Origin of the sequence: Chryseobacterium sp. 3008163 (assembly GCF_003669035.1) — a bacterium.
Taxonomy (GTDB): domain Bacteria; phylum Bacteroidota; class Bacteroidia; order Flavobacteriales; family Weeksellaceae; genus Chryseobacterium.
The window spans coordinates 2,885,528-2,910,208 of the sequence record NZ_CP033070.1; the positions used below are offsets into that span (position 1 = coordinate 2,885,528).

24 protein-coding genes and 2 pseudogenes are annotated in these 24,681 nt (G+C 34.9%); 13 read left to right on the plus strand and 13 right to left on the minus strand.

Going from position 1 to position 24,681, the window contains the following annotated elements:
* Positions 1-32 precede the first annotated feature (32 nt).
* The 9 genes and pseudogenes from EAG08_RS13155 to EAG08_RS13190 form a co-directional block, all read right to left on the minus strand.
* Positions 33-1,514 carry a SusD/RagB family nutrient-binding outer membrane lipoprotein gene (locus tag EAG08_RS13155; RefSeq protein ID WP_129535838.1) on the minus strand — a complete coding sequence of 494 codons (1,482 nt, stop codon included), beginning with the start codon at positions 1,512-1,514 and terminating at the stop codon, positions 33-35.
* Between the two features lie 10 nt (positions 1,515-1,524).
* Positions 1,525-4,680, minus strand: a complete 3,156-nt coding sequence (locus EAG08_RS13160) for a SusC/RagA family TonB-linked outer membrane protein (RefSeq protein WP_129535839.1) — start codon at positions 4,678-4,680, stop codon at positions 1,525-1,527.
* Between the two features lie 192 nt (positions 4,681-4,872).
* Positions 4,873-5,412: a BamA/TamA family outer membrane protein gene (locus tag EAG08_RS22190; RefSeq protein WP_228446567.1), complete on the minus strand. Its 540-nt coding sequence runs from the start codon at positions 5,410-5,412 to the stop codon at positions 4,873-4,875.
* On the minus strand, positions 5,406-6,476 hold the full coding sequence (locus EAG08_RS13165) for a hypothetical protein (RefSeq protein ID WP_228446568.1): 1,071 nt from the start codon (positions 6,474-6,476) through the stop codon (positions 5,406-5,408). Before EAG08_RS13165 ends, EAG08_RS22190 begins: the two co-directional genes overlap by 7 nt.
* 185 nt (positions 6,477-6,661) lie before the next feature.
* Positions 6,662-7,456 carry an SDR family oxidoreductase gene (locus EAG08_RS13170; RefSeq protein ID WP_129535840.1) on the minus strand — a complete coding sequence of 265 codons (795 nt, stop codon included), beginning with the start codon at positions 7,454-7,456 and terminating at the stop codon, positions 6,662-6,664.
* A gap of 11 nt (positions 7,457-7,467) precedes the next feature.
* Positions 7,468-7,962, minus strand: coding sequence for a hypothetical protein (locus EAG08_RS13175; RefSeq protein ID WP_129535841.1), 495 nt, complete (start codon positions 7,960-7,962; stop codon positions 7,468-7,470).
* 6 nt (positions 7,963-7,968) lie between these two features.
* Positions 7,969-9,189 carry a 3-phosphoshikimate 1-carboxyvinyltransferase gene (locus EAG08_RS13180; protein ID WP_129535842.1) on the minus strand — a complete coding sequence of 407 codons (1,221 nt, stop codon included), beginning with the start codon at positions 9,187-9,189 and terminating at the stop codon, positions 7,969-7,971.
* Positions 9,190-9,251: 62 nt separating this feature from the next.
* Positions 9,252-9,577: pseudogene (locus EAG08_RS13185) on the minus strand (nucleotide pyrophosphohydrolase).
* Positions 9,577-10,989: a hypothetical protein gene (locus tag EAG08_RS13190; protein ID WP_129535843.1), complete on the minus strand. Its 1,413-nt coding sequence runs from the start codon at positions 10,987-10,989 to the stop codon at positions 9,577-9,579. The pseudogene EAG08_RS13185 and the gene EAG08_RS13190 overlap by 1 nt, the downstream one beginning before the upstream one ends.
* 186 nt (positions 10,990-11,175) lie before the next feature.
* Here EAG08_RS13190 and EAG08_RS13195 point away from each other — a divergent pair, with 186 nt between their 5' ends.
* From EAG08_RS13195 to guaB, 8 genes and pseudogenes are all read left to right on the plus strand, one after another.
* A complete protein-coding gene (locus EAG08_RS13195) occupies positions 11,176-11,427 on the plus strand; it encodes a type B 50S ribosomal protein L31 (RefSeq protein ID WP_129535844.1) in 252 nt (83 codons plus the stop codon).
* 103 nt (positions 11,428-11,530) lie between these two features.
* Positions 11,531-12,691, plus strand: a complete 1,161-nt coding sequence (locus tag EAG08_RS13200; protein ID WP_129535845.1) for a GlmU family protein — start codon at positions 11,531-11,533, stop codon at positions 12,689-12,691.
* Positions 12,692-12,787: 96 nt separating this feature from the next.
* Positions 12,788-13,297 (plus strand): RNA polymerase sigma factor, encoded by a 510-nt coding sequence (locus EAG08_RS13205; RefSeq protein WP_129535846.1) that lies wholly within the window; start codon positions 12,788-12,790, stop codon positions 13,295-13,297.
* Positions 13,272-13,736, plus strand: a complete 465-nt coding sequence (locus tag EAG08_RS13210) for a hypothetical protein (RefSeq protein ID WP_129535847.1) — start codon at positions 13,272-13,274, stop codon at positions 13,734-13,736. Before EAG08_RS13205 ends, EAG08_RS13210 begins: the two co-directional genes overlap by 26 nt.
* Complete coding sequence (locus tag EAG08_RS13215; RefSeq protein WP_129535848.1) at positions 13,733-13,924, plus strand: hypothetical protein; 192 nt, start codon at positions 13,733-13,735, stop codon at positions 13,922-13,924. Before EAG08_RS13210 ends, EAG08_RS13215 begins: the two co-directional genes overlap by 4 nt.
* 68 nt (positions 13,925-13,992) lie before the next feature.
* Positions 13,993-15,261: a DUF4252 domain-containing protein gene (locus EAG08_RS13220; protein ID WP_129535849.1), complete on the plus strand. Its 1,269-nt coding sequence runs from the start codon at positions 13,993-13,995 to the stop codon at positions 15,259-15,261.
* An 11-nt stretch (positions 15,262-15,272) separates the two neighbouring features.
* Positions 15,273-15,773: a DUF4252 domain-containing protein gene (locus tag EAG08_RS13225; RefSeq protein WP_129535850.1), complete on the plus strand. Its 501-nt coding sequence runs from the start codon at positions 15,273-15,275 to the stop codon at positions 15,771-15,773.
* A 154-nt stretch (positions 15,774-15,927) separates the two neighbouring features.
* Positions 15,928-17,387 (plus strand): annotated as a pseudogene (gene guaB, locus EAG08_RS13230) (IMP dehydrogenase).
* Positions 17,388-17,586: 199 nt separating this feature from the next.
* Here guaB and EAG08_RS13235 read toward each other — a convergent pair.
* From EAG08_RS13235 to EAG08_RS13245, 3 genes are all read right to left on the minus strand, one after another.
* Entirely contained in the window at positions 17,587-18,189 is a 603-nt protein-coding gene (locus EAG08_RS13235) for a T9SS type A sorting domain-containing protein (protein WP_228446569.1), read from the minus strand.
* Positions 18,190-18,193: 4 nt separating this feature from the next.
* Entirely contained in the window at positions 18,194-18,784 is a 591-nt protein-coding gene (locus EAG08_RS13240; protein WP_129535851.1) for a phage tail protein, read from the minus strand.
* Between the two features lie 113 nt (positions 18,785-18,897).
* Positions 18,898-19,968 carry a DUF4407 domain-containing protein gene (locus EAG08_RS13245; protein ID WP_129535852.1) on the minus strand — a complete coding sequence of 357 codons (1,071 nt, stop codon included), beginning with the start codon at positions 19,966-19,968 and terminating at the stop codon, positions 18,898-18,900.
* Between the two features lie 227 nt (positions 19,969-20,195).
* Between EAG08_RS13245 and EAG08_RS22710 the strand changes: the two genes are divergently transcribed.
* Together EAG08_RS22710 and EAG08_RS13250 are read left to right on the plus strand one after the other, a co-directional pair.
* On the plus strand, positions 20,196-20,327 hold the full coding sequence (locus EAG08_RS22710) for a hypothetical protein (RefSeq protein ID WP_262696738.1): 132 nt from the start codon (positions 20,196-20,198) through the stop codon (positions 20,325-20,327).
* Positions 20,324-22,078, plus strand: a complete 1,755-nt coding sequence (locus tag EAG08_RS13250) for a zinc-dependent metalloprotease (protein ID WP_228446570.1) — start codon at positions 20,324-20,326, stop codon at positions 22,076-22,078. Before EAG08_RS22710 ends, EAG08_RS13250 begins: the two co-directional genes overlap by 4 nt.
* 117 nt (positions 22,079-22,195) lie before the next feature.
* On the opposite strand, the gene ruvC is transcribed toward EAG08_RS13250, so the two are convergent.
* Positions 22,196-22,750 (minus strand): crossover junction endodeoxyribonuclease RuvC, encoded by a 555-nt coding sequence (gene ruvC / locus EAG08_RS13255; RefSeq protein ID WP_185145194.1) that lies wholly within the window; start codon positions 22,748-22,750, stop codon positions 22,196-22,198.
* An 88-nt stretch (positions 22,751-22,838) separates the two neighbouring features.
* On the opposite strand from ruvC, the gene EAG08_RS21390 reads away from it, so the two are divergent.
* The 3 genes from EAG08_RS21390 to EAG08_RS13265 are packed head-to-tail and all read left to right on the plus strand — an operon-like array spanning position 22,839 to position 24,681.
* Positions 22,839-22,997 carry a hypothetical protein gene (locus EAG08_RS21390; RefSeq protein ID WP_164998574.1) on the plus strand — a complete coding sequence of 53 codons (159 nt, stop codon included), beginning with the start codon at positions 22,839-22,841 and terminating at the stop codon, positions 22,995-22,997.
* Between the two features lie 11 nt (positions 22,998-23,008).
* Positions 23,009-23,317 (plus strand): hypothetical protein, encoded by a 309-nt coding sequence (locus tag EAG08_RS13260; RefSeq protein WP_129535854.1) that lies wholly within the window; start codon positions 23,009-23,011, stop codon positions 23,315-23,317.
* Positions 23,318-23,319: 2 nt separating this feature from the next.
* Positions 23,320-24,681 (plus strand): M64 family metallopeptidase, encoded by a 1,362-nt coding sequence (locus tag EAG08_RS13265; RefSeq protein ID WP_129535855.1) that lies wholly within the window; start codon positions 23,320-23,322, stop codon positions 24,679-24,681.

Consider the following 24,681-nt stretch of genomic DNA (forward strand, 5'->3'; position numbering starts at 1 on the left):
AAATTGAAAATTACAAAATTGTTAGCTTTCTGTTACTGCAACCACCAAGGTTTTAAAGTAATATTATCCTGTCCGTTGTACTGTGCAGTCAATGCTGCTTGCAGATTGATATTATTATAATTGTATTCCACCTGTGGATATCTGAATCTTGAAGGTGCGGTAACGCCTGTTTGCAAAGGCAGATTTGGGTAACCAGTTCTCAAGTAATCCTGATAAGATGTCCATTGCCCTTGATGGAACATGGTCATGTATTTTTGTGTAATAATTTTTTCAAGCTGATTCTGAAGCGGAGCTGAATTATTATAAAGCACTAATGAGCTCGCCAAATAATTATCAACATTAAATCCTGCAAAATACTGATTCGAATTTTTTACATATGTCTGGTAAAACTGAAAACTTGCTTTGATTGCGTTATCGTAATGCATTTTTGCAGATCCTGAAATCCAGCCTCTTGCTGTGGCTTCGGCCAAAATAAATTCAAGTTCAGCATAAGAAAGAATAGATGAAGGTTCATTGGTAGCATCTTTATAAAATCTTTCGTTGACTTTTGAGATGTTTTTAGCGATAATCAATGCGGCATTATCAGCGTAAGGTGAAGTAGGATTGCCTCCGTTGTAACCGTTAAAGTTGGTAATTGCCAAACCATTTTCTTTAGCCGAGGTCGTCTGTTCTGCAAACGTAAAAATTCTTGGATCTTGTCTGTCTTTGAACATGTTGATAAAGTAATTCGCCATATACAAACTAGAACCATAACCACTACTGTTAAAAGTTGTGTATCGGCTGTCTGCAGCATCTGCAAATTTCAGTTCACCATTATCCTGAATGGAAGTCATTAAACTTTGGCTTCCTGCAATTGAAGCAAATTCAGTGGCAATGTTAATTCCGCCAATGGTTGTTTTTTTAGATAAAGTCATTAAAACTTTCAATCGGAAAGAGTTAATCAATTTTTTCCATTTTGTAGCGTCACCGTTGAAAATGATGTCCCCGGCAATCGCATCTGAAGAATTAATTAAATCATTGGCTTGTTTCAGTTCATTTAAAACTCCGGCCATTACCGTTTCCTGACTGTCATATTTTGGCTGTGTAATTCCCGATTCTCCTTTTATCGCCTCAGAATAAGGAATGCTTCCGAATTTTAAACTTAAATTATAGAAATGGAAAGCTCTGTAAAACTTACCAATTGCCTGATAATTTTTATTGTTAATTCTTTCGGCTTCCTGCATCATTTTCATCGTGTTCAGCAAATCTGTGCTGTACGTACCAAATGAAGCATCATTCCATTTCATGTATTGGTAAATATTTTCACCATCGGTACCAATCAGCATTCTGGAAGCATACATCGGATCTCCCTGAACGGCAAATGCAGATTTTGAAACGTATGTTAAAAGATATTTCGGGTCGATATTAGCCTGATCATTTGGGTTTTCGTTGATTTTATCCAAATCGGTTTCGCACGATGAAAGTGAAAATAATCCAACGGCTAAAACTACTATTTTGAAGATATTGTTTTTCATTTGTTTTTCATTAAAATTTAAGATTAAATCCGACCCCGAACCATCTGCTCGAAGGATCCTGAATATCGTTTCCTGAACCTGAAGTCTGACTTCCAATCTGGAAATCAGGGTCTGAGTAAAGATTTTTAGATTTTTTCCACATGGCTAAATTATATCCTGAAATATTTGCGGTAAAGCTCTTTACAAAACCATTCGGGTTTAATAAGTGAGAGAAATCATATTCTAAAACTACTGATCGCAGTTTTACAAAAGTTCTATCGAAAACATTCGCAAACAATTCGCTTTCATCTTCTGTAACTCTAGCCTGATAAGGATAATTCTGCGCCCAACTTTGGAAACTGATAGGTGTTGTATGAGGTGTATAAGCTCCTGTAGAAGCATTGTAATTTACACCGTCCGGAACAAAATAATACGTTCCCGGATTTGCATATTCAATATCTCTGTATGCGGTAGAGTTTGGGTGTTTACCACCCCACCACATTTTTTCTACAACCTGAGATCTCATCACACCGCCGATGCTACCGTCGATTCCGATGTTTAAGCTTAATTTTTTGTATTTAAAGGTGTTGTTAAATCCAAAAGTCCAGTCTGGGTTGAAATGTCCGAGATTAGTTGGTGTGGTTGCTCTTGTCGGCATTCCGGTTGTAGCGTTCAAAATTACTTTTCCATCCGGAGATTTTTGCCATGTTACATCGTAGTAGGTGTCCATTCTTTCGCCCAACTTGATGTTGTTATAGTTTGGCATTCCGGCGTAGATTTCCGTTAATGTTTTCTCATAGGTACTCCAGTTGATTAATGACCTCCAGGTGAAATTGGTAGTTTTAACGGGAACTAAGCCTAAGGATATTTCCAGACCTTTGGTTGTATATTCGTTTCCGTTCACGTTCTGGGAAGTAAATCCTGAAGAAGGTGTACTTGGGAACTGAAGGATATTGTCATAATCTAAAGTTCGGAAATACGTTGCGTCTAAAGTCACTCTATTATTAAACATACCAGCCGTTAAACCGATTTCGTAAGATTTGGTCTGTTCAGGTTTTAGTGAATTTTCATAATTCAAAGTCGTCGGATAATAGAACGTAGGATTTCCGTTAAAACTAACTCCGTTGTTATTTAAATAGTAATTTCTAATAGCATAAGGCTGAAAGTCATACGCTACTTTTGCCCATGAAGCTGAAATCTTTAACAGATTAATCGCTTCAGGCATTTTAACCAAATTAGAAACAATTGTACTCAATGAAGCAGACGGATAGAAATAGGATCTGTTGGCTTTCGGTAAAGTTGAAGACCAGTCATTTCTTCCCGAAACGTTGATGAAAAATGCGTTGTACAAACCAATATCTATCGTTCCGTAAGTAGAGTAGATAAGTTTTTCTTTTAGATAATTATAATATTTTACAGCACCTGTAGAATTTTCTAAGGTATATTCTTCGGGAATATTTAATCCGTCTGTTGAAGCATTACCAATATCATTTTTATAGTAAAAAGTAGAGGCTCCTGTATTCACACTGAAATCAAAATTGTCTGAAATCTTTTTCTTGTATGTTGCCAAGAGGTCTGAGTTCATATTCCATGTTTTGATGTCATTTAAAATATAACCTCCGTTTCTTGGAGCACTGTAATTAAAATAAGAATACGGACTTGAAATCTCCTGTTTGTTGTGGTTTTCAACAATTGAAGCTCTTCCTTTGATGGAAATATCTTCTGTTGCTTTATATTCTAAACTCGTTTGAGCATTGATGATATTCGTGCGGTTTTGATTTTTATATTTTTCAGCTCCAAACCAAGGATTATTGTACCAAGCGTAGTTCCAGTTGGCTTGTGTTTTTCCTTCCTGCCCCGGAACCCAGAGATGATTTTTTAAAGCATTTCCGTCTACATCACCTCCCATCCAAATCAAAATCGTGTACATGTGACCGCTGGGGTTGTAGTCATAATTGGGAACATTCGGCGTGAAAGTCTGGTTGAAATTAAACTTAGTATCAAGAATAAATTTCTCTCCGAAATAATTTTGAGACGCAAAGTTGATTCCGTAACGCTGCAGATAAGCCTCTGGAATTCTATCATCATAATTCATGAAATTCCCTGAAAGTCGGTAAGAATCTTTATTGTGTTTGTAACTGATTGAGAAATTATTATTGTTGATGACGGCAGGTTTCATGAAAGTCTTTAAGTTATCATGATATTTCCAGTCGATAGGCACTCTTTCATATCTTGACTTATCATCATAAGGACTTCCGGCAACAGTTCCATACCATTCAATGACCTGCCCAGTTTGCTTGTCTCTGATTGGGCTGTTCCATTGAGCAATTTTTAAACCGGGAACAAATTTTGGTCCCCAAATCATATCTCCGTCATTTACCCCACCGTCGGCTCCGTCCCAAAATTCATATTTTCCCTGAGAACCGTTTCCGTATTCAGTCTGAGTTTCCGGAAGATTGGTAAATCCTGCAGTAACCATTGTATTCTGAGAAAACTCAACAGAAAACCCTTGCTTCTTAGCGTTTTTTGTAGTGATTAAAACAGCTCCGTACCGACCTCTTGATCCGTATAAAGCAGAAGCAGTTGCTCCTTTCAGCACGTTAATATTCGAAATATTGTTTGGATCTAAATTCTGAAAAACTTCTGGTTCTACAATTACACCGTCGATGACATACACTAAGTTGGTATTTCCTCGAAGAGAAAAAACAGGTTTCTGCTGCATTCCTGTTGGGTTTGAAACATTTAAACCAGCAACCTGTCCTGAAAATAAGTTTCCTAAACTTGGTGTGGTGATGGTTTCAAACTGTTTAGTATTAACTTCCTGGGTAGAATATCCTAATTTTTCTTTCTTTTTTTCAATTCCTAAAGCAGTAATTACAACACCCTCAATCTGTTTTTCATTTACTTTTTTCAGCATGATGGTGTAATTTCTTCTCGAAGAAACTTCTACAGTGTAAAGTGAATAATGATCAGAATAAAACTCTAAAATATCTTTCGGATTGGCTGAAATAGTAAAATTTCCATTTTCATCTGATGTAACTGTTGTTCCCGTGTTTTTGTCGGTAATATTTACTCCAGAAACTGCAGTTCCCTCTTCTGATTTTACAGTTCCGGTAATGTTGATTTCTTGTGCACTCAGGTAGAGTGGAAGCAACAATACCGTAAACGTGGCTAAAGTTTTTTTCATTTTCTAAATTTGACTGCAAATTTAGATGGGTACTGTTACTTAGGTTTTAACACTTTGTTACGAAAAAAACATTTTTTCAATAAGAGACAATGATAAAATTAATGTAATGATAAAGATGAAATTTGTGGTATGTAAAAGAATTTTTGTTTTTTTATAAATATATATAACATCGGAAAACATTGAGTTTTCTGTTTAGAATCTGCTCAAAATTCCCCAGTGAATTTTTATATCGTTAAACTTGAAGGGATTTCCAAATTCGTTACCATTCGACAGCTGGAAACTCATCAAGCCAATCGGAATAAAGAAATTGAAACCAAGCCCGACGCTGTACAATTTAGGCTTTACATTGAGCGATTTGTTATTGAGCTGCCCATATTGGCCAAAGACATCAAAAAATGCCTGATTACCTATTAGATATCGATATTCTAAACTTCCGTAATAATAAAAATCGGCGGCAAGAGAATTTTCATTAAACCCCCGCAGGGAATTCCAGCCTCCAAAACGGTAGAGTTCATTGGCAGAGAAATCGACTTTAGAATCCATCATTGCACCTTCAGCTTTGATGTTGAGGAAGTGATTGCCGTTGATATTATAATTGTGTTCCCCAAAAAAGTAAAACTGATTTTGCGGAGCCGTAATATTGTCTTTGGTGTAAATTGTCGTCAGATAATCATATCCTGCATTGATTTTTGTTTTATAAAGAAATAAATCGATGTCTGTAGGTTCTACCATTTCAAACCAGATTCCGATTCCTTTTTGTTGTAATCTTTTCCCTGAACGTAGAGAGAGTCGATGATTGTAGAGTTTTCAAAAGTTCCTCTCAAACCGATTTTATTTCGGCTGTTCATGTGATAATATAAAGCAGGAAGCGCTTTTACATTAGCAAAAGTAGAATCTTGTCTGAAAATATTCACTTTCATATTCAAACCAACATTCGATTTAAAAAGATAAGGGATATCTGCTTGAAGATCAAAATTTTGCCCTTTATCTGGGTTTCGCTGCCAATATAGATTGACGGTTTCAAATCCGTTGAACATGTTTCTGAAATTGACATTCAGCGTTCCGTTTAACGTGAATTTATCTGTTTTATCATTTCCAAAACCGATGACCCCATCGAAGCTGTTGGTCTTTTTCTTTTCCATAAAAAGATAAATCTGCGTAGAATCTTTTGTGAAAAGGGTTTGCGGGGGCCGTTCAAGACTAACGAAAGCGTGACTTTGAAAATTTTTGTTAATGGAAATTAGGTTTTTATCATCGTAGGTCTTTCCTTTAAATTCTTTTTCAAGATTTTTCATAAATCTTTTAGGAACTCTGGAATAACCTTTCACTACAAAACCATCAATCGTCCGTTTATCATTTTTGTTGATGTCGAGCTCTACAATCGGATAACCGTTTTTTTGACCTTTATATTTCGATTTTATTCTGCTGAAAGCAAAACCGTCATCAATATATTTTTTGTTGATGACCTTTTTTGTGGAATCTAAATTTTTAGTAAAAAAATCCCTTTCGATTTTATGTTTTTTGATAATAGAATCAGAAAGTGTAACAAAAGTTTCGTTGAAGTTTTTTCCTTTATCGTAGATAATTTCTGTGCTGTCACCTTTTATTTTGACATCTTTTAATTCAGTGAAAAAGTAATTACTCTGTGCCAAAGAATCTAGAAATTTCACGGCAGAAACAGAATCTTTTACCTTTTTCTTGACTTTCGTTTCAGAATCAATCAGAAAATAATGCTTCTTCTGCGCTTGTGTAAAAACGCAGAACAGGATAAAAAATATGTTTAGAAATAACTTCAACTTTTCTCGGAATTTAAACCATTAAGATTCTGTTAAGAATTAAGAATATTAAGTTGAGCTTCGCCGTAAGCATTGTGCTGATTAAAAAATCTATTGATTTTTCTTAATAAAACTTAACTTTTTTAAATCTCCTTAATGGTCCAAAATATTTTAATTGTATTTAAAATTTGTTTTAATAACTGAATCTAAGCCAGTTTATTATACTTCTTCATTAAATTCTCATACGTTCCCTGCGGTAAAATCCATTTCAAAGGAACTCCGATTTTCTGCCCGAATTTACCGAAATAATAATGAGCTTTCCACTTCTTTTTAGTTAAAAGTTGATCAATATATTCTGCAACTTCCAAAGGTTCAGTTCCGTCGCCAACGTGAGAATTCATCAAAGCATACACTTTATCAAAAACGCTTTTGTAAGGCTCAGAAACTTTCGTCTTGACTCTGTTTTCTGCAATATTGGTTTTGATGTCACCTAAATGAAGCGAACAAACATCGATATTCCAAGGATAAACTTCATATCTGATGGCTTCTGTCACTTTGTCTAAAGCAGATTTTGAAGCCGAATAAAACCCACGAAACGGCAATCCCATCTCGCTTCCAATACTGGAAACATTGATGATTTTTCCAAATTTGTTTTCACGCATTTTTGGCATTACAGCAGTCATCATTTGCACGGCTCCAACCAGATTCAGATTAAATAATTTAAGAATATTTTCTTTCGTAGAGTCTTCCACAGAACCTACCATTCCCATTCCCGCATTGTTGATGAGAACATCGATTCTGGTTTCTGTTTTTAAAACTTCCGCAATGGCATTTTGAACGGCATCGTTATCAGTAATGTCAGTCGGAATTGATTTGAAATATTGGCTTTCGGTAAATTTTCGGCTCAGACCGTAGACTTTATGACCTTTCTTCCCGAAATATTCTGCTAACACGAAACCAATTCCTGAGGAAGTTCCGGTGATGATGATTGTTTTATTCAATTTTTTCTAATTTAAAATGTTAAGCCGATATCTTCTCTTTCAATCATTCCCGTTTCTTCTAGATTACAGATACATCCTTTTACAGTTTTGTAATTTCCTGAAATTCTGCTTTCTTTTCCTTTGCTGTCTTTGATGATTATTCCCGCAGAGTAATCGTTTCCTTCAGAATGATACGCTCTGAATATCACATATTCATATCCATTATTTTTAAATAAAAGATTGTCGATTTCCATTCCGGCATTGTCTTTTCCGCCGCCTCTCATGTACGAGTTATAATGAAATTTTTTCCAGCTTTCTTTCGTTCTTTCGGCAGGAAATTCCATTTCAACTTTGTTTTTAGTTCCAAAACGATATTGAATGTATTGATTCGTTTTATCTTTTACCAAAGACATTTTCTTACCGTTTTTGGTTTCAAAAGAATAAACAACTTCTTCATTTGGTAGAAGATATTGCGCCCAAAATGTAGCCGGAATTAAAAACGTTAAGATGAAGATGTACTTTTTCATATGAGTTTATTTTAGCAAAATATGTGTCAAATCTTCCCAAAACATCGGATAAGATTTTTCCACTACATTTTCGTCCTCAATATTCAATTCTTTAATCAGACAAAACGGAGCAAAGCTCATTGCCATTCTGTGATCCTGATATGTTTTAATAGAAATATTTTCTTCCGCATCTTTAAATGCTAAAGATTGTATGGTTAAATCTGTAATTTCCGTTTCCGCTCCTAATTTTTTCAACTCGTTGTGTAAAGCTGAAAGTCGATCGGTTTCTTTTACTTTTAAAGTTCCCAATCCAGAAATTTCAAACGGAATTTTCAAAGCTGCTGCTGTCACACAAAGCGTTTGTGCAATATCCGGACAATTATTCATATCCAAAACAATTTTTCCCGGGAATTGGAAATTCTCAATAGGTTGAAGAGTCAATTTGTGTTCGTCTTCTGTGAAAATAGTTTTAATCCCCAAAAACCGTTCATAAATATCTGCAATCGTAGAATCTCCCTGTGTAGATTCTTTGTAAAAACTTTTCAGATGGATTGTTTCTCTTCCAATTGCTGCGAATGAATAGAAGTACGACGCCGAACTCCAATCGCTTTCTACTTCGTAATTTATAATTGATGAATGATTATTGATGAATGATTCAACTTTTATAGTATTTCCTTCAAAGGTATTTTTAATCCCGAATTTGGTCAGAATATCCAAAGTCATTTCGATGTATGACCTTGAAGTAACTTCACCAACCAAATTAATTTCCAGACCGTTTTCCAATCTTCCTCCAATCAGTAGGAGAGAAGTAATAAACTGACTTGAAATATTTGCCGGAACATCCACTTTTTTCTCAGTGATTTTTCTTCCCGTAATTTTCAATGGCGGAAAACCTTCATTTTCTAAGTATTCAATTTGAACGCCGAGATTCTGTAAAGCGGTCACCAGATTTTTAATCGGTCGTTCTTTCATTCTTCCTGAACCGGTGAGAATGGTAGTTTTTCCTTCCTGAATAGAATAATAGGATGTCAGAAAACGCATCGCCGTTCCTGCATGATGAATGTCAACAGTTTCAGTGTTTTCCGAAAGTGCTTTTTTTAATAATTGTGTATCCTGAGAATTAGATAAATTCCCGATTTTTATGTTTGAAAATAAACTTTCCAAAATCAACAAACGATTCGAAATACTTTTCGAACCGCTGATTTGTATGGTTTTATTTCCGATTAATTTTGATTTTTCTAGCTTCATTATTTCTTCTTTATATAAAAAGATCAGTCAAGTATTTATAACTAATAACTCATCATTCATAACTATTTAAGTTTCTCATTATTCTGATGACGATCTTTATCGCGATCAGTTTTCACTTTCATTTTTTGTCGAAAGCTTCCTGCAGATTGGTTCCGGTTTGGTTGGCAAGACATAATGTTACAAATAATACATCAGCCAACTCTTCACCCAAATCTTTGATTTTATCGCTTTCTTTTTCGCTTTGTTCGCCGTATCGTCTTGCGATGATTCTTGCAACTTCTCCTACTTCTTCGGTCAGCATTGCCATATTGGTCAATTCATTAAAATAACGAACGCCAATGGTTTTGATCCATTCATCGACTTGCTGCTGCAGATTTGTGATTTCCATTATTGATATGCTCCTAAAGTTGGGCTTGTCGTTCTTGTAGTTCCTACAATATCTGTAGGGACTGTTGCTGCAATTGAGACTGCACCTTTATTTCTTGCCGGTGAATCTGCTTTTACACGAAGATTCATTTGCGCTGCGAAGTAATTGATAAATTTCGGATCTTCATTTTTAAAACTTTGAATAACATTCATAGGATTATTATCAAATGTAAATCCTGCTCCGCTAGCACCTGCATATTTTATCGATGAATTTTGAATCAAATACTGAAACTGCTGTCCAGGTGTCTGTTCAAAATTCACTGAATCATCTCTGTCTGAGTAAACGATGCTGTTGAGGATGTTTAAGTTCTGCAACGCTCCCTGTTCGGTTTGTCCGTTTTCGTTTTTCCATTCATTGGTGGCAAAAATTCCCATACGGTTAAGAGAACCCATCGTTGAAGAATAATTCGCAATTGTTGCATGGGTATAGGTGTGATTTCCACCTTTGAAAATCCCGATTGCAGATTCTCCGCAATTATTCATAACTAAATTACTTGCATTCACCGTAGAAGCTACAGCATAAATTCCAAATTCTTGGAAAGTGTGGATGAACGAATTTTTTATGGTGGCATTTGCCTGTTTCATGTCTAAACCTTTCGTTCCTCCAAAAAGTCTAGTGTGATTCATGTTCAGAATAGAAGCTGGTTCCATTTTAATAGAATTCCAGTTTCTTGGGATGGTGTCGTAATAAGAGTCGTTTCTGTCACCACGGACGATAATTTGGTCGGCTTGAGTTCCGTTCATATTTAATGTTGCACCGCTGGCAACTTTCATTCCGCTGTTTTTATGAAAATAAACTTTCGTTCCTGCCTGAATATTTAAAATAACATCCTGATCAACGGTAAGATTACCATAGATGATTTTAGCTTTATTGTTCGTCCACGTTGTGTTGCTGCTTAAAATATTAGGATTAGAAGGGGTTTGAATAAAAAATTCAGCGTCCTGAATGACAGAAAATAATGTTACATGCTGTTGACCAGTCCCGCTATTGAAAAGGATACGGTCTTCAGCAATAGCCTCCGGACCTGTTGCCTGAGGAGCAATTTCAACAAAAATAAACAGACTGTCTTTTTTTCTTAAAGGTACATTGGTAAAGTCATGACCAGATTTTCCGTCTACATTGATTTTATATAAAGAAGCAGCACCTTTTTCAAGGTTGATTCTCGGGATCATAACATCTTTATCTTCATTATTGTATATTTTCACAGCATAAGTTTCTGAACGTACCTGATGATAAACGGTGTCACAAAATACAGTGTCTTTTGAAAAACTCAATTCCTGAGACGGTGCGTCAAAAGAAATTTCGTCTTTATTACAAGAAATTGCGAATAGAAGCATCCAGAAAGAGCAAAACAGTAGTAATTTGAATTTCATTGATAATGAAGTTTTATATAGATTCCAAATTTAACGAAAATACTTTAATTTTCTTATCTCTAAAAAATTATTGTACAACTATTTGTATATTATAAAAAATATTGTATTTTTGCAACCTAAAATTTAGCAGAGAAATACCATTACTATTTCGAAAGCAAAACTTTAATTTTTTTAAAAAATTGTATTATGAAAAAAGGAATTCACCCAGAAAATTATAGACTTGTTGTTTTCAAAGATATGAGTAACGACGAGGTATTTGTAGGAAAATCTACTGCTGAAACAAAAGACACTATCGAGCACGAAGGTGTAGAGTACCCATTGATCAAAATGGAAATCTCTTCTAGCTCTCACCCTTTCTACACAGGAAAGACTAAATTAGTTGATACTGCAGGTAGAGTAGACAAGTTCATGAATAAATACAAGAAATTCTCTAAGTAATTTTTTGTTTTAAAAATATTTAAAGTCTTCCAAAATTTTGGAAGACTTTTTTATTTGTATTTTTGTGAGAAGATCAAACTTAGAATTTTAAACATAAAACACAATGCAGCTAGTATTTTCAGATGCACAATATTGGGAAGATTTTCTTCCGCTTACTTTTACCCGTCCTGTTGCAGAAATGCGATGCGGAATTCTGACCTTCTCCGAACGATGGCAGAAAATTTTAGAAAACACTGAAGTTTCTTTTTTTACCGAAAACTATCTTCAAGGAAAATTTAAAAATCCGGAAGATGTGGAAAGTCTTTTTTTGGTAACCAATTTTTTACCGACAGAAACAATTATTCGGCAGATAAAAGATTTGAAACTAGGTGAAGCTTTGGTTTATGAAGATGAATTAATCGCTGCAAGAATCAATATGAAAGGTTTTTCTCTGAACCAGATTGAGAAAATGACCGACATCAAAGAAGAATTGATTTTCTTTAAAAAACCGACAGATCTCTTTACTTATAATGATAAAGCCATCGATTTTGATTTTGAATTATTAACCCAAGGAAAAGTTTCTCAGGAATTATCTTCAACTAATGGATTTTTAGGCGATAAGAAAGATTTGTTCATCGAAGAAGGTGCACAAATCGAATTTTCCACTATTAATACTAAAACCGGAAAAATCTACATCGGAAAAAATGCTGAAGTGATGGAAGGGTGTAATCTTCGTGGCCCGATTGCATTGTGCGAGGATTCTAAATTTAATTTAGGAGCAAAAATTTATGGCGCAACTACGATTGGTCCGCATTCTAAAGTGGGTGGAGAGGTGAATAACATTATTATTTTCGGATATTCTAATAAAGGTCACGATGGTTTTGTTGGAAATTCTGTGATTGGCGAATGGTGCAATCTGGGTGCAGATACCAATTCTTCTAATCTTAAAAACAATTACGCAAGCGTAAAACTTTGGAGCTACAGAACCAAACATTTTGAAGATACAGGTTTGCAGTTTGCAGGTTTAATCATGGGAGATCATTCTAAGACTGCCATCAATACCCAATTAAATACAGGGACAGTCATTGGAGTGGCTGCCAATATTTTCAGAGCAGGCTTTGCTCCAAATCTGATAGAAAGTTTTTCTTGGGGCGGATTTAAAGATGATGAAAGATTTAAATTAGACAAAGCCTACGAAGTCGCCGAGAAAGTAATGGCACGAAGAAAACTGCCTTTAACAGACGATGACAAGGCAATTTTAAAGCATATTTTTGACGAATATTAAACGAAATAATAATGAAACTTCAAACTTTTTTGAAGTTTTTTGTTTTAGATGTAATATATTTCAGTTTTTAGATGTCTTACTTATAGAAACAAACTTATGACCCAAGAGATTTTCAAGAACACGGTTTTCATTCTCAAAGATGAGATGTATCGTTTTGCGAAAAGGTTTGTCATGAGCAGTGATGAGGCAGAAGATGTGGTACAAGATTTAATGATCAAGTTTTGGCAGAAAAAAGAAGAACTTGAAAAATTTGGAAATTTAAAATCCTACGCATTAAAATCTGTAAAAAATGAATGCCTCAATAGATTGAAACACCACGACGTGAAGTTAGGCTTTGCAGATCTGCAGCTTCACCGGTCGGAATTCTACAGTATGGATGTGAATAATCTCAAGGAGCATATCATTGGTTTTATCAATCAGCTTCCTGAGAAACAGAAAATGGTCATCCATTTGAAAGATGTAGAAGAGTATGATGTGTCTGAAATTTCCGAAATGCTGGAAATGGAAGAAAATGCAGTAAGAGTGAATCTTATGCGGGCGAGACAAAAAGTAAAAGAACAAATCTCACAACTGATGAGCTATGAGCAACGAACAATATCAGGATAAATATACAGAAGTCTTCAATGACTTAAAAGATGAAAAAATGAATTGGGATTTTGAAGATTTTCTTCAAAAGGCAGAAGGTAATGATGAAGCTGAAATTATTCCTATCGGTAAAGGCAAACCTTCATTCCCAAAATGGTTTTGGATGGCAGCAGGTGTAGTTTTGATTTTCAGTGTCGGATTGATTTTTAATGATAATCAAAATGGAGACGTAGAAAATCAGGCACAATTGGTTGAAAACGCAATTCAAAAGCAAAAATCTGATTTTATTAAAGAAAATCACGAGCATCAGACTCAGGTTGCAGTACTAAGCAACGACTCAATTTCAGGAGAGAAAAAAGATTCCATATTTCAGGAGGTTTCTTTGGCGGAAGTAGATGTTCTAGATAAAATTCTTTCTAAAAAAGCAGAATTAAAAAAGAAACAAAGCCGAGATACGTGAACAATTCCGGAGTTAAAAATATAAAAGATTCCACAGGATACAGAGATTCTTATGTTATCGTGAACGGTAAAAGAATCGAAAATATGGAAGAAGCCATTAATGTTACAAAATATTCATTTCAGGTAGTTGCCAACAACATGAATCAGGCATTGACACAGCCAAAAGTAATGGACAACGTAGAATACTAATAGAACAATCAATATAGATTACGCAACTGATCAGGCGGCTTGTAGTCAACTAAATTTAAATTAAAGTCATGAAAAAAATATTCATCATATTTGCACTCGCTTTTTCACATTTTTTCAATGTGTACGGGCAGAGAGAAAAATTAGACCAGCTTTTCGACAAGTATCAGGAAGTTGAAGGAGTAACTTCCATCAAAATTGCAAAACCCATGTTTGGGATGCTCAGCAATCTTAACATTGCAGATTCAGAATTGGATCAGATAAAACCTTTACTTGCCAAAATCAACGGATTGAAAGTTTTAATCACAGAAAGTCCTGAAAACGGAAAATCTTCGAATAATCTCAATCAGCTGAATAAAGAAATTACTTCTTACCTGAAAAACATGAATTACAGCGAAATGATGTCTGTGAAAAATGGAGATAGTAAGATTAAATTTCTTTCATCAGAAGCTAAAAACGGACTTCTTGAAGATATTTTGCTAAGAATAGACAGCGGAAACGGCGAGAATATTCTGGTCATGCTTGATGGGAAACTTTCAATGGATGATGTGAATAAAATTATCAATTCCAGCGAGACAAAAACAAGTTCTACGAGCACTACGACTGTAAAAAACAGTTTTAATTCTAATAGTGACTCATCTTATTTAAATGGTGAAACCAGAAATGTAGGCAATTTTTCAGGAATTGAAGTGAGTACAGGCGTAAATGTGGTTTTCAAGCAGGAAAATGTAACCAATGTTAAGGTTTATGCAGATTCGGATAAGCTTCATAATATCATCACAAAAGTTGAGAACGGTGTTTTGAAAGTCTATATCGATAACAAAGGCGCAAAAAAGATGAAATTTAAAAACTTAAGTGTCAATATTTCTTCTCCAAGAATGGATAATATTAAAACTTCATCTGGTTCTATTTTTACGGTTGTGAATTCAATTAAAGAAAATAATCTTAGAATTGATGCTTCCTCAGGATCTAGTGTTGCCGGTAAGTTTACAGTAAATAACACAACGGATTTTAGTGCTAGCTCAGGTTCTGATGTGAAAGCAAGTGTCACTTCAGGAAAAATTTTGGTAAAATGTTCAAGTGGTTCCAGTGTTAACTTAGAAGGAAATTCAGACATCGGAATGATTGATGTAAGCAGTGGAGCGGAGGTAAAAGCAGATAACCTTAGAATAAACAATGCAGAAGTAGAATCTACATCAGGAAGCAGTGTTTCTGTGAATGTGAAAGACAAAATGAGAGTGAAAGCATCTTCAGGTGGATCGGTAAGATACAAAGGGAATCCTAAGATTGATTCTGATGTAAGTAAAATGTCCGGAGGAAGTCTTTCATCAATCAACTAAAAACACCAACCATGAAAATTTTAAAAACAATCTTTATTGCCATTTGTACAATTTCCTTCATGCAATCTTGCGTGGTTTCAAAAAAACCAAATATGGAATTTTTCTCAAATGCAGATTATGATTACCAAGGGGCAAGATTTGTGAGTTTTAATGTTCCGTTATTTTTGGCGAAGCCCTATATCAAGAGAGCATTGAAAGAAGATGGTGAAAGTGAAGCGGTGTATGATCTCGTAAAAAAAGTTTCGAAAATAAAAATAATGACCGTTGAAAACGGAAACAAAACAATGCTGAATGATTATTCTAATTATTTAAACAACAACAATTACCAAGATTGGGCAACTATAAAGCATGACGGAAATAACGTCAACATCAGAGTAAAGCAGAAAGGTGAATTTATCAAAAATATGCTCATCACCGTAAATTCAGATAAAGAATTGGTCTTTGTGGATGTAAAAGGAAGTTTCACTCCGGATGATATCTCTCAGATGATCAGTCATGTTTCAGATAAATAGAATTCATATTAACTTATTTTTATATTGTAGAAAGTCGCAGTCATTTAGATTGCGACTTTTTTAATAAATATAATTGATTGTTAAGTTTTATTTAAACTATTAAAAAGGATTTTCGTATCTCGCTAAAAAGCCTTAATTTTGCAAGAAAGTAAAGATGTCTATTCATAACAAAATTGTAGAGACAGCCATCACTTTCGATGACGTGCTTCTAGTCCCTGCTTATTCTGAAGTTTTACCTAATCAGGTTTCATTAAAATCAAGACTTACCGATAAAATTACGCTTAATGTTCCCATAGTTTCCGCAGCGATGGATACTGTTACAGAAGCTGATTTGGCAATTGCTTTGGCAAGAGTTGGTGGTTTGGGTTTCATTCACAAAAATATGCCGATTGCTGAGCAGGCTGCACAGGTTAACCGTGTAAAACGTTCAGAAAACGGAATGATTTCAGATCCTGTTACGCTTTCTAAAGATCACACTTTGGCTCAGGCTAAAGAAACGATGGCTAAATATAAAATCTCTGGTCTTCCTGTGGTTGACGCAGATAATGTTTTAATTGGGATTATCACCAACAGAGATGTGAAGTATCAGGAGAAACTTGATATGAAAGTAGAAGAAATCATGACAAAAGATCATCTGATTACTTCTGATAAAAGCACAAACCTTGAAAAAGCAAAAGAAATTCTTCTTAAAAACAGAGTTGAAAAACTTCCGATTGTAGATAAAGAATATAAGCTTGTTGGTTTGATTACTATTAAAGATATTGATAATCAGTTAGAATATCCTAACGCAAACAAAGACGAAAACGGTCGTTTAATCGTTGGAGCCGGAGTTGGAGTTGGAGAAGATACAATGGATAGAATTGCTGCATTGGTGAAAGCTGGTGTAGATATTATCGCTATTGATTCTGCACACGGTCATTCAAAAGGAGTTTTAGACAGAATTTCTGAAATCAGAAAAGCTTATCCAGATTTAGATTTAGTAGGTGGAAACATTGTAACCGCAGAAGGTGCAAAAGATTTAATTAAAGCTGGTGCAAACGTTCTTAAAGTAGGTGTTGGTCCGGGATCTATCTGTACAACGAGAGTTGTTGCAGGAGTTGGAGTTCCTCAGTTATCAGCTATTTACAACGTTTACGAATATGCTAAATCTAAAAATGTAACTGTTATTGCCGATGGAGGTGTTAAACTTTCAGGTGATATCGTAAAAGCAATCGCAAGTGGAGCAGGAGCTGTAATGGTGGGCTCACTTTTAGCAGGAACCGATGAATCTCCGGGTGAAGAAATCATTTATCAAGGAAGAAAATTCAAAGCTTACCAAGGGATGGGAAGTCTTTCTGCAATGAAGAGAGGCGGTAAAGAAAGATATTTCCAGAGTGAAGCTAAAAATTCGTACCGGAAGGTATTGAAGGTAGAGTTCCTCATAAAGGGAAGTTAGAAGATGTGATTTTCCAATTGACCGGAGGTCTTAGAGCCGGAATGGGTTACTGTGGAGCTAAAGATATTGAAGCTTTACAAAAAGACACCAAAATGGTTATGATTACCGGAAGCGGATTGAAAGAATCTCATCCACACGATGTGATTATTACTCAGGAAGCTCCTAATTATTCTTTATAAAAATTCAAAATAACTATAAACCATGCATTCTTTATAAGTTTGTATGGTTTTTTTATATTTAAAAAGCTCCCAGAATATCCTGAGAGCTTTATTTTTCGTAAAATTGAGGACTTATTTTTTACAAATTTAAACTCAAGAACTTTAGATTCTTTTGTTTTAATCCTAAGTACATATGTTCCTGAGCTAAGAGAAGAGACATTTATTTTTCTGCAAAATCTTCAGTTCTTACCAATTGCCCGGCCATATTATAAATTTCAACTGTTTGAGCATTTTCAATACCAGAAATACTAATGATTTCAGATACCGGATTAGGGAAAATCTGAATCTTAGTTCTCGTAAGCTCTGAAGTTGAAGTTCCTAAATTGCTTGAATGAACATTTCCTGTCATTGTAGAGTTCGCAGCAGTAAGATTTCCTCCACATTCTCCGTTAGTTACTGCCGTGTTTTCAACCCATGTTCCAAAATTGTTTGCGGGTGGAGTTGAAACTGCATTATTCCCTGTCGAATTATAATAAATTAAAAAAGGGTTAACAAAGTTTCCATTTCCCGAATCTGCTAAAAATTCCCATCTGGTTAATGTATTATTCCATTGTATTTTAAACTCACATGTTCCTAATCCCCCACAATCCTGATCTCCGGTTACAGGTGTTGTTATATAAATACCTTTATTGTTAGCATCTAAACCTGTTTTTGTAAAAGTATAGGTTTGGTTTTCAAAAAGATTATAACAACCCTTGAAAGTTATTGTCTGGCCAAAAGCTGAGCTTCCGAGTGCCAGTGCTAAAAGATAGATACTTTTCATATTGTTAATTCCATGATGGCCAAACTCCTTGTAAAGCTATATAACACTTGATCCCAATATATGGGGGTCTGTTTTCGTGTGGTTGATTTCCTCCTGCCGGATTGATCATTGTACTTTTCATTACTGTATTTGCATTTGCGTCAGAGTATTCTTTATCAAGTACTTTTGTATCTGCAGGTAGTGTATTTGTTGGGGTATTTTGGTTCCCTTCTGTGCTTACTGCATTTACTGTATGAGAGTGAAGAGGCATCTGGGACTGTGTCAAAGTTACGGTTTCTGTACCACCTGTTTGTCCGCTCACTATCGGGCTTAGCCCTGGGCCTGTTCCCGGATGTACAATTGATCGCCCTCTCATGTCTGGTAGGGCAAAATTTGTTTGGCCGTTGCCTCCATAAGTGGTGCCCAAAAGTGCAAATAATGCTGAATTTTGAGAGATTGGAAGAAGTTGTCCATTACATTCTGCCCATCCGTTTGGTGCGTTTTGGAAGGCTCCGAACATTATTTGCCCGATGTAAGGATCTGATGCTTGAGCTTTTGCTGTTGGTGTAAACGCAATGCTTGCAAGCATCGTTAATGCTAATGCTAATTTTTTCATGGTGATTAATTTTAGTTCTTAACAAAATTAAGAAATATTAAAGTTATTTTACTCATAAAAAGAAAAACCTTTCAAAATTAACTGAAAGGTAACATTATGTTGATGTATTTACTTTAATTTTTTAAATTATCCTTAAAATCATCAATTCGAAAATCGGTTAGTGCATTTCCTTTTTCAATCTTTTCTTTGGCATATAATCTAAAGTCATTTTCAGTTTTTTCTAATAGATAATCATAAGGTCCGACTTGGGAAATCAACTTCACCAAAACCGGAGAAATTTCCAGACAAATGAAAAGTCCCATGATGAATGCAGCGGCAGTTGCTATAATGGCTGAGTTTTTTCCTAATTCATCCAAAGCCTGAAGTCTCGCAGCAAAACCATTGAACTTATCTTCAATAGTTTCGGTTGATTTTCTTTCGGTTTCCAAGCTGGTATAAACTTTTGAAATTTCTTTGTCTAAATATTCTAATCTTGGAGCAGCCTGCTTTTGGTAATTCTCAAGATCAACTCTGCGTTGCTCTTTTAATTCTTGTTTACGCTTTGCATTCGGCCCGTAACCTTCTTTACCACTTGTTAATCCCGATTGTTTTCCCAAAATTTCCTTTTCCAATTCAACGGCTGCAGAATCATATGACTTTTGGTATTGAGCAATTTTATCAGAGATTTGTTTTTTCTCGGTATCAAAAGGCCCACTTTGCTGAAGTATTCTTCCGCTCATTTCGCCTTGTAATTGTTTTTTATTTCTTTGAATAATGGTATTTAATTGTTTGTTGACTTCCTTTTCAAAAATTTTAAGTTCTAAAGGTTTGGAAATAATAATTCCTAAAAATGTTGCTAAAATCAATCTCGGAATCGACATCAAAATCTGATTCCACCACGTTCCGGTTTTTTTTATAGATGAAACAATATATCTGTCTAAATTAAAAATCATCAATCCCCACAAAATCCCAAATCCCACGGAAATTAATAGATCATCAAATACGGTATACATTGCGTAACCAGCAGAAAGTGTTGCAAAAATCGCTGTAAAAAATACAATGCCACCAATTCCGGAAAATTTATTCCATTCGCTTGGTGTTTTTCTGAGAATATGAATATTTCCTCCTGAGCAGACCATCAAAAATTTCTGAAACCAATTAATTTGATGATTCGTCTGATTTATAGTTTGTTGACTGTTTTTCATTATTGAAAATTTATACAAAATTAGTATTAAAAATCATACCAATGTTACAAACAGTAATATGTTTTACCAAGTATCTATTTTTTGATATTTAAATGGTTGATTACCATGTGTTTAAATATTAAAAACTATTTGATGTTAATTTATTGTTAAATTAAAAGTTTTATTAATTGAAGAATTGATAAAAAAATAGTAAGTTTGCGGTCAAATATTTAAAAATTTAAGTAAAAATGAAAAGAATCAGTACTGTTTTGTTGATTGTGTTTTTTGTTAATTCATTTTCGCAGGACTTACATAAAGAATGTGGTTTTGATAAAATCATGCAAAGATTGGATGACAGACATCCAGATCAAAAAGATTGAGAGAAGAAGGTGAGCAGAAGATCAACGGTATCAATCAACAGGCTTTTCTAAATAAAGTCGGGGCAACTTCTTCGTGGAATGCATTGTATACCGGACAGCTTTATGAGATCCCTGTTGTTGTACATGTAATCGAATCACAGGATGCAGCAAATGCTAATTTAGCAGTAACTGACCAAGAAATTATCAATTGGATTGGAAGAGCAAACAGTATGTATGCCACTACTTATGGTAATGGCTTTTATCCTGAAGGGGCTGGCCCTGCCGGTGGAAATGTAATGCCATTTAAACTTGTTTTGGCAAAAAGATCGCCAACATGTATGCCTACGACTGGTATTATACGCTATAACGGAAGTACTCTTCCTGATTATGATCAAAATGGAGTAACTGATACCGGAGCCACAGATTCTCAAATTAAAAACCAACTTGCACCACATTGGCCTGAAAATTCATACTTTAATATTTATGTTGTCATTGGTTTTGACGGACAGCAGCAGTTATCTTATGGGCTAATGGGTTATGCTGCATTTCCAACTTCATATGATTACGATTATGAAAGTTTTATGAAAGTAGCAACGATTAAGAATCAAAATGATACAACACTTACTCACGAGCTGGGTCATGCTTTTGGGCTTTATCATACTTTTCAAGGAATTTCGGCAAGCAGTCAAACAAGCTGTCCAGTAAATAACAACTGCTCAACAGAAGGTGACCGGGTTTGTGATACTTCACCATCTAGAAGTATGTATGGAGTTGCAATTCCCAACAATAATGCTATAGATCCATGTACAGCTCAAAATTACGATGGTACGCAGTATAATGTAATGAACTACACAAATTCTAACCGTAAATTTACAGAAGGGCAGAGAAACAGAGCTGTTCTGCTGATGATGGAATATAGAAAAAATCTGCTCAATTCACTTGCCGGTACCGATCCTGCAACAGTTGTCACTACCCCCGTTTCTGTAGTGAACGTACAATGTAGTCCTTCTGGAATAGTAAATCCAACTAATAGTGCTGTGGGGCCGACGCGAGTAATTTTCGGAACTATCAATAGTATAAGTAGCGGATATGATTCTGACGAAGCAACTCCCGTTTATTATGCAAATTATGCTACGGCAAGCTGCATAAGACCTGCTTATTTTACAGACATTGCTTCAAATACTGCAACAGAGTTGAAAGTAACTTATGCTTATGCATTTAACCATCCTGATAAATTTAGAACGAAAGTTTGGATTGATTATAATAACAATGGGATTTTTGAAAACTCAGAATTGGTAGTAAATAACTTATCAGCCAATTTAACAAATTCAGGACTTACCCTAGCCAATAACATCACCCCTCCAGCAAGTGCTGTAAAGAATGTGTACTTAAGAATGAGAATAGCGGTAGATGCTGCTACATTCAATGGAGTAACTTTCCCTGACTTTGATGCATGTTCGCAATTACAATATGGTCAAATGGAGGACTACGCAGTTAGGATTTTGGAAACATTAAGTACTTCTGATATTAAAAAAGATAATACTGAAACTAAAATTGTTTATACCAAAGCCAGCAACAAACTTCAGATTTTTGGAGCCAGCAAACTTGTATTTGGCGACTATCAAATCTATGATATGAGTGGAAAACTGATTCAGAAAGGGAATTCAAAAACAAATGAAATCCAGATCAATCAAGAATTAGTAAAAGGCACATATATCGTCAATTATTCAGATGGCGATAAACAAGGATCGAAAAAATTCCTTAACAATTAACAACTAAGAAGCCCTTTTTATAAGGGCTTTTTTTTACTTAAAATAAAGCAGGATGAAGAAATCGTTTAGTGTCATACTTTTACCACAGAAATAGAAAATATACCTATAGCAAAAAGATCACTTCAATCGATCAGGATTCTGTTTCAAAAAACTTTCCCAACCTGTGTATGATTTCGTGTCAGTAATCGTTCCGGAATTAAAATGATGACAGACGGCAACAGCCAAACCATCAGTAGCATCAAGATATTTTGTAGGAAATTCTTTCAGGTTTAAAAGGTTTTTCAGCATTCCTGCAACTTGCTCTTTGCTGGCGTTTCCGTTTCCGGTGATGGCCATTTTTATTTTTTTTGGAGAATATTCTGTAATAGGAATATCTCGGTGTAGACTTGCGGCCATTGCAACACCTTGAGCACGTCCCAATTTCAGCATCGACTGTACGTTTTTACCAAAAAATGGAGCTTCTAATGCGACTTCATCAGGATGAAATTCGTCAATCAATGCCAACGTTTTATCGAAAATATATTTAAGCTTGGTTTCATGATTTGGATATTTTTTTAAAATCAGTTCATGAATAGAAATCATTTCCATCTTCCCTTTTTTTACCGAAATAAGTCCAAAACCCATAATGGCAGTCCCCGGGTCGATACCTAAAATTATTTTCTCTGTTGAAATCATCGCACCAAAGATAAGGCATTCTTAAATTTATTTAAAAATTTACTCAACTTAAAGTTTCTTTTTATAATTTAGTAAAAAAACTATCATGAAAATAGTAAATAATTTATTGGCAATCAGTATGTTGTTGTGTGGTGGGGCAGGCACTCTCAAAAGCCAGTCTAAACCCTCTCAAAATATAAACCAGCAAAACGAAAATCAGATTGCTTATCTTTTTTTAAGATTAATAAAGACACCAAAGGCGTAGAAAAAATTTCTTTGTATGACAAGAAAATTGTAAAAGGAAAATTAAAATCAATACCGACTTTTGGTGATAGAGAGGCTTTGCAGAATGATTTTGTAATTACTTTATCTGATGCACAAGGGAATGAGCTTATAAAACAGTCTGTAGAAGATCCGTTAAATCCTGAATTTGAAAGTTATGGGGATACGATAGAAAGACACAAAATGTCGTTGCAGGAAAGTGAATTCAGTTTTAGATTTCCTTATTCTGATGAAATTAAATCTGTCAAAATTGAAAGAATTAATAATTCTAAAAAACAAGTACTCTTCACCCAAAACTTTTAATCATGAAAAAATATATATTCTTCCTGTTGATGGGTAGCTCCTTTTGCTTATCTCAGACATTTACTACTTCACCGTTACTTCAAAATGGGACCAATGACAAACGCATCAATATCGCAGTATTAGGAGATGGTTTTACTGCGACGCAGCAGACTGCTTTTGTCAGTTCTGCTCAGGCAACGATTAATTATTTATTCACAAAAAGTCCTTACACAGAATACAAAAATTATTTTAATGCTTATGCAATTAATGTAATTTCTGCAGAATCTGGTGTAAAACATCCGGGAACAGCTACAGATGTCACTGAGCCTATTTTTCCGGTTTCTAATCCGAATAATTATTTCAGTTCTACTTTTGATAACGGAGTACACAGATGTTATTATGGAAATGCTACAAAAGTTACACAGACTTTAGCTGCCAATCTTCCGGATTTTGATATAGCTTATATTTTAGGAAATACTACAGAATATGGTGGTTGTGGAGGAACTTATGCTTTTGCTTCGCTCAATGCTTCTGCAAACGAAATTGTTGTGCACGAGTTAGGTCATTCATTTGGTAAATTAGCCGACGAGTATTGGTTTTCTGGCTCTGGTGAGGCAGCAAATAAAACCCAAACTTCCAGTCCAACAACAATCAAATGGAAAAATTGGATAGGTATTAATAATGTTGGAGTTTATTCACATGCAGAAAGCCCGAATTGGTACAGACCACATCAAAGTTGTGAGATGAGATCTCTCAATCAGCAATTCTGCTCGGTTTGTAAAGAGGGAATTATTGAGAAAATTCACGGATTGGTATCTCCTGTTGATTCTTACACTCCTGCAAACAGTAGTTCTGTAGATGCTAATGCTAATGTCACTTTCACCGTCAACGAAATTCTTCCGATACCGAATACTTTGGTCAACAAATGGACGTTAAACGGAACTGTACTTGCCTCGACAGCAAACACGCTGACTGTTACTCCTGGTCAGCTAAATAATGGAAATAATACATTGCTGTTTTCAGTAACTGATAATACGGCGTTGGTGAAAACAGATAACCACAGTACAGTGCATTTTACGAATGTTTCGTGGACTTTAAATAAGAGTACTTTAGGAACATCAGAAATTAAAGCGGAAGAGCGAAGATTCAGCATTTATCCTAATCCTGCAAAAGATGAATTTTTCATTAAAGGAAAATCAAATTTCTCGAAAGATGTAAACATCCATCTTTTTGATGCATCAGGAAAGTTAGTTTCTGTAAAATTTGAATTGAAAGATGCCGCAACTGTTTATGTTGATATCAAAAATGTTCCTGCGGGCGTCTATACGGTGACGGCTACAGAGAATAAAAATATGATCATTTCTCAGAAGATGATCAAAGAATAA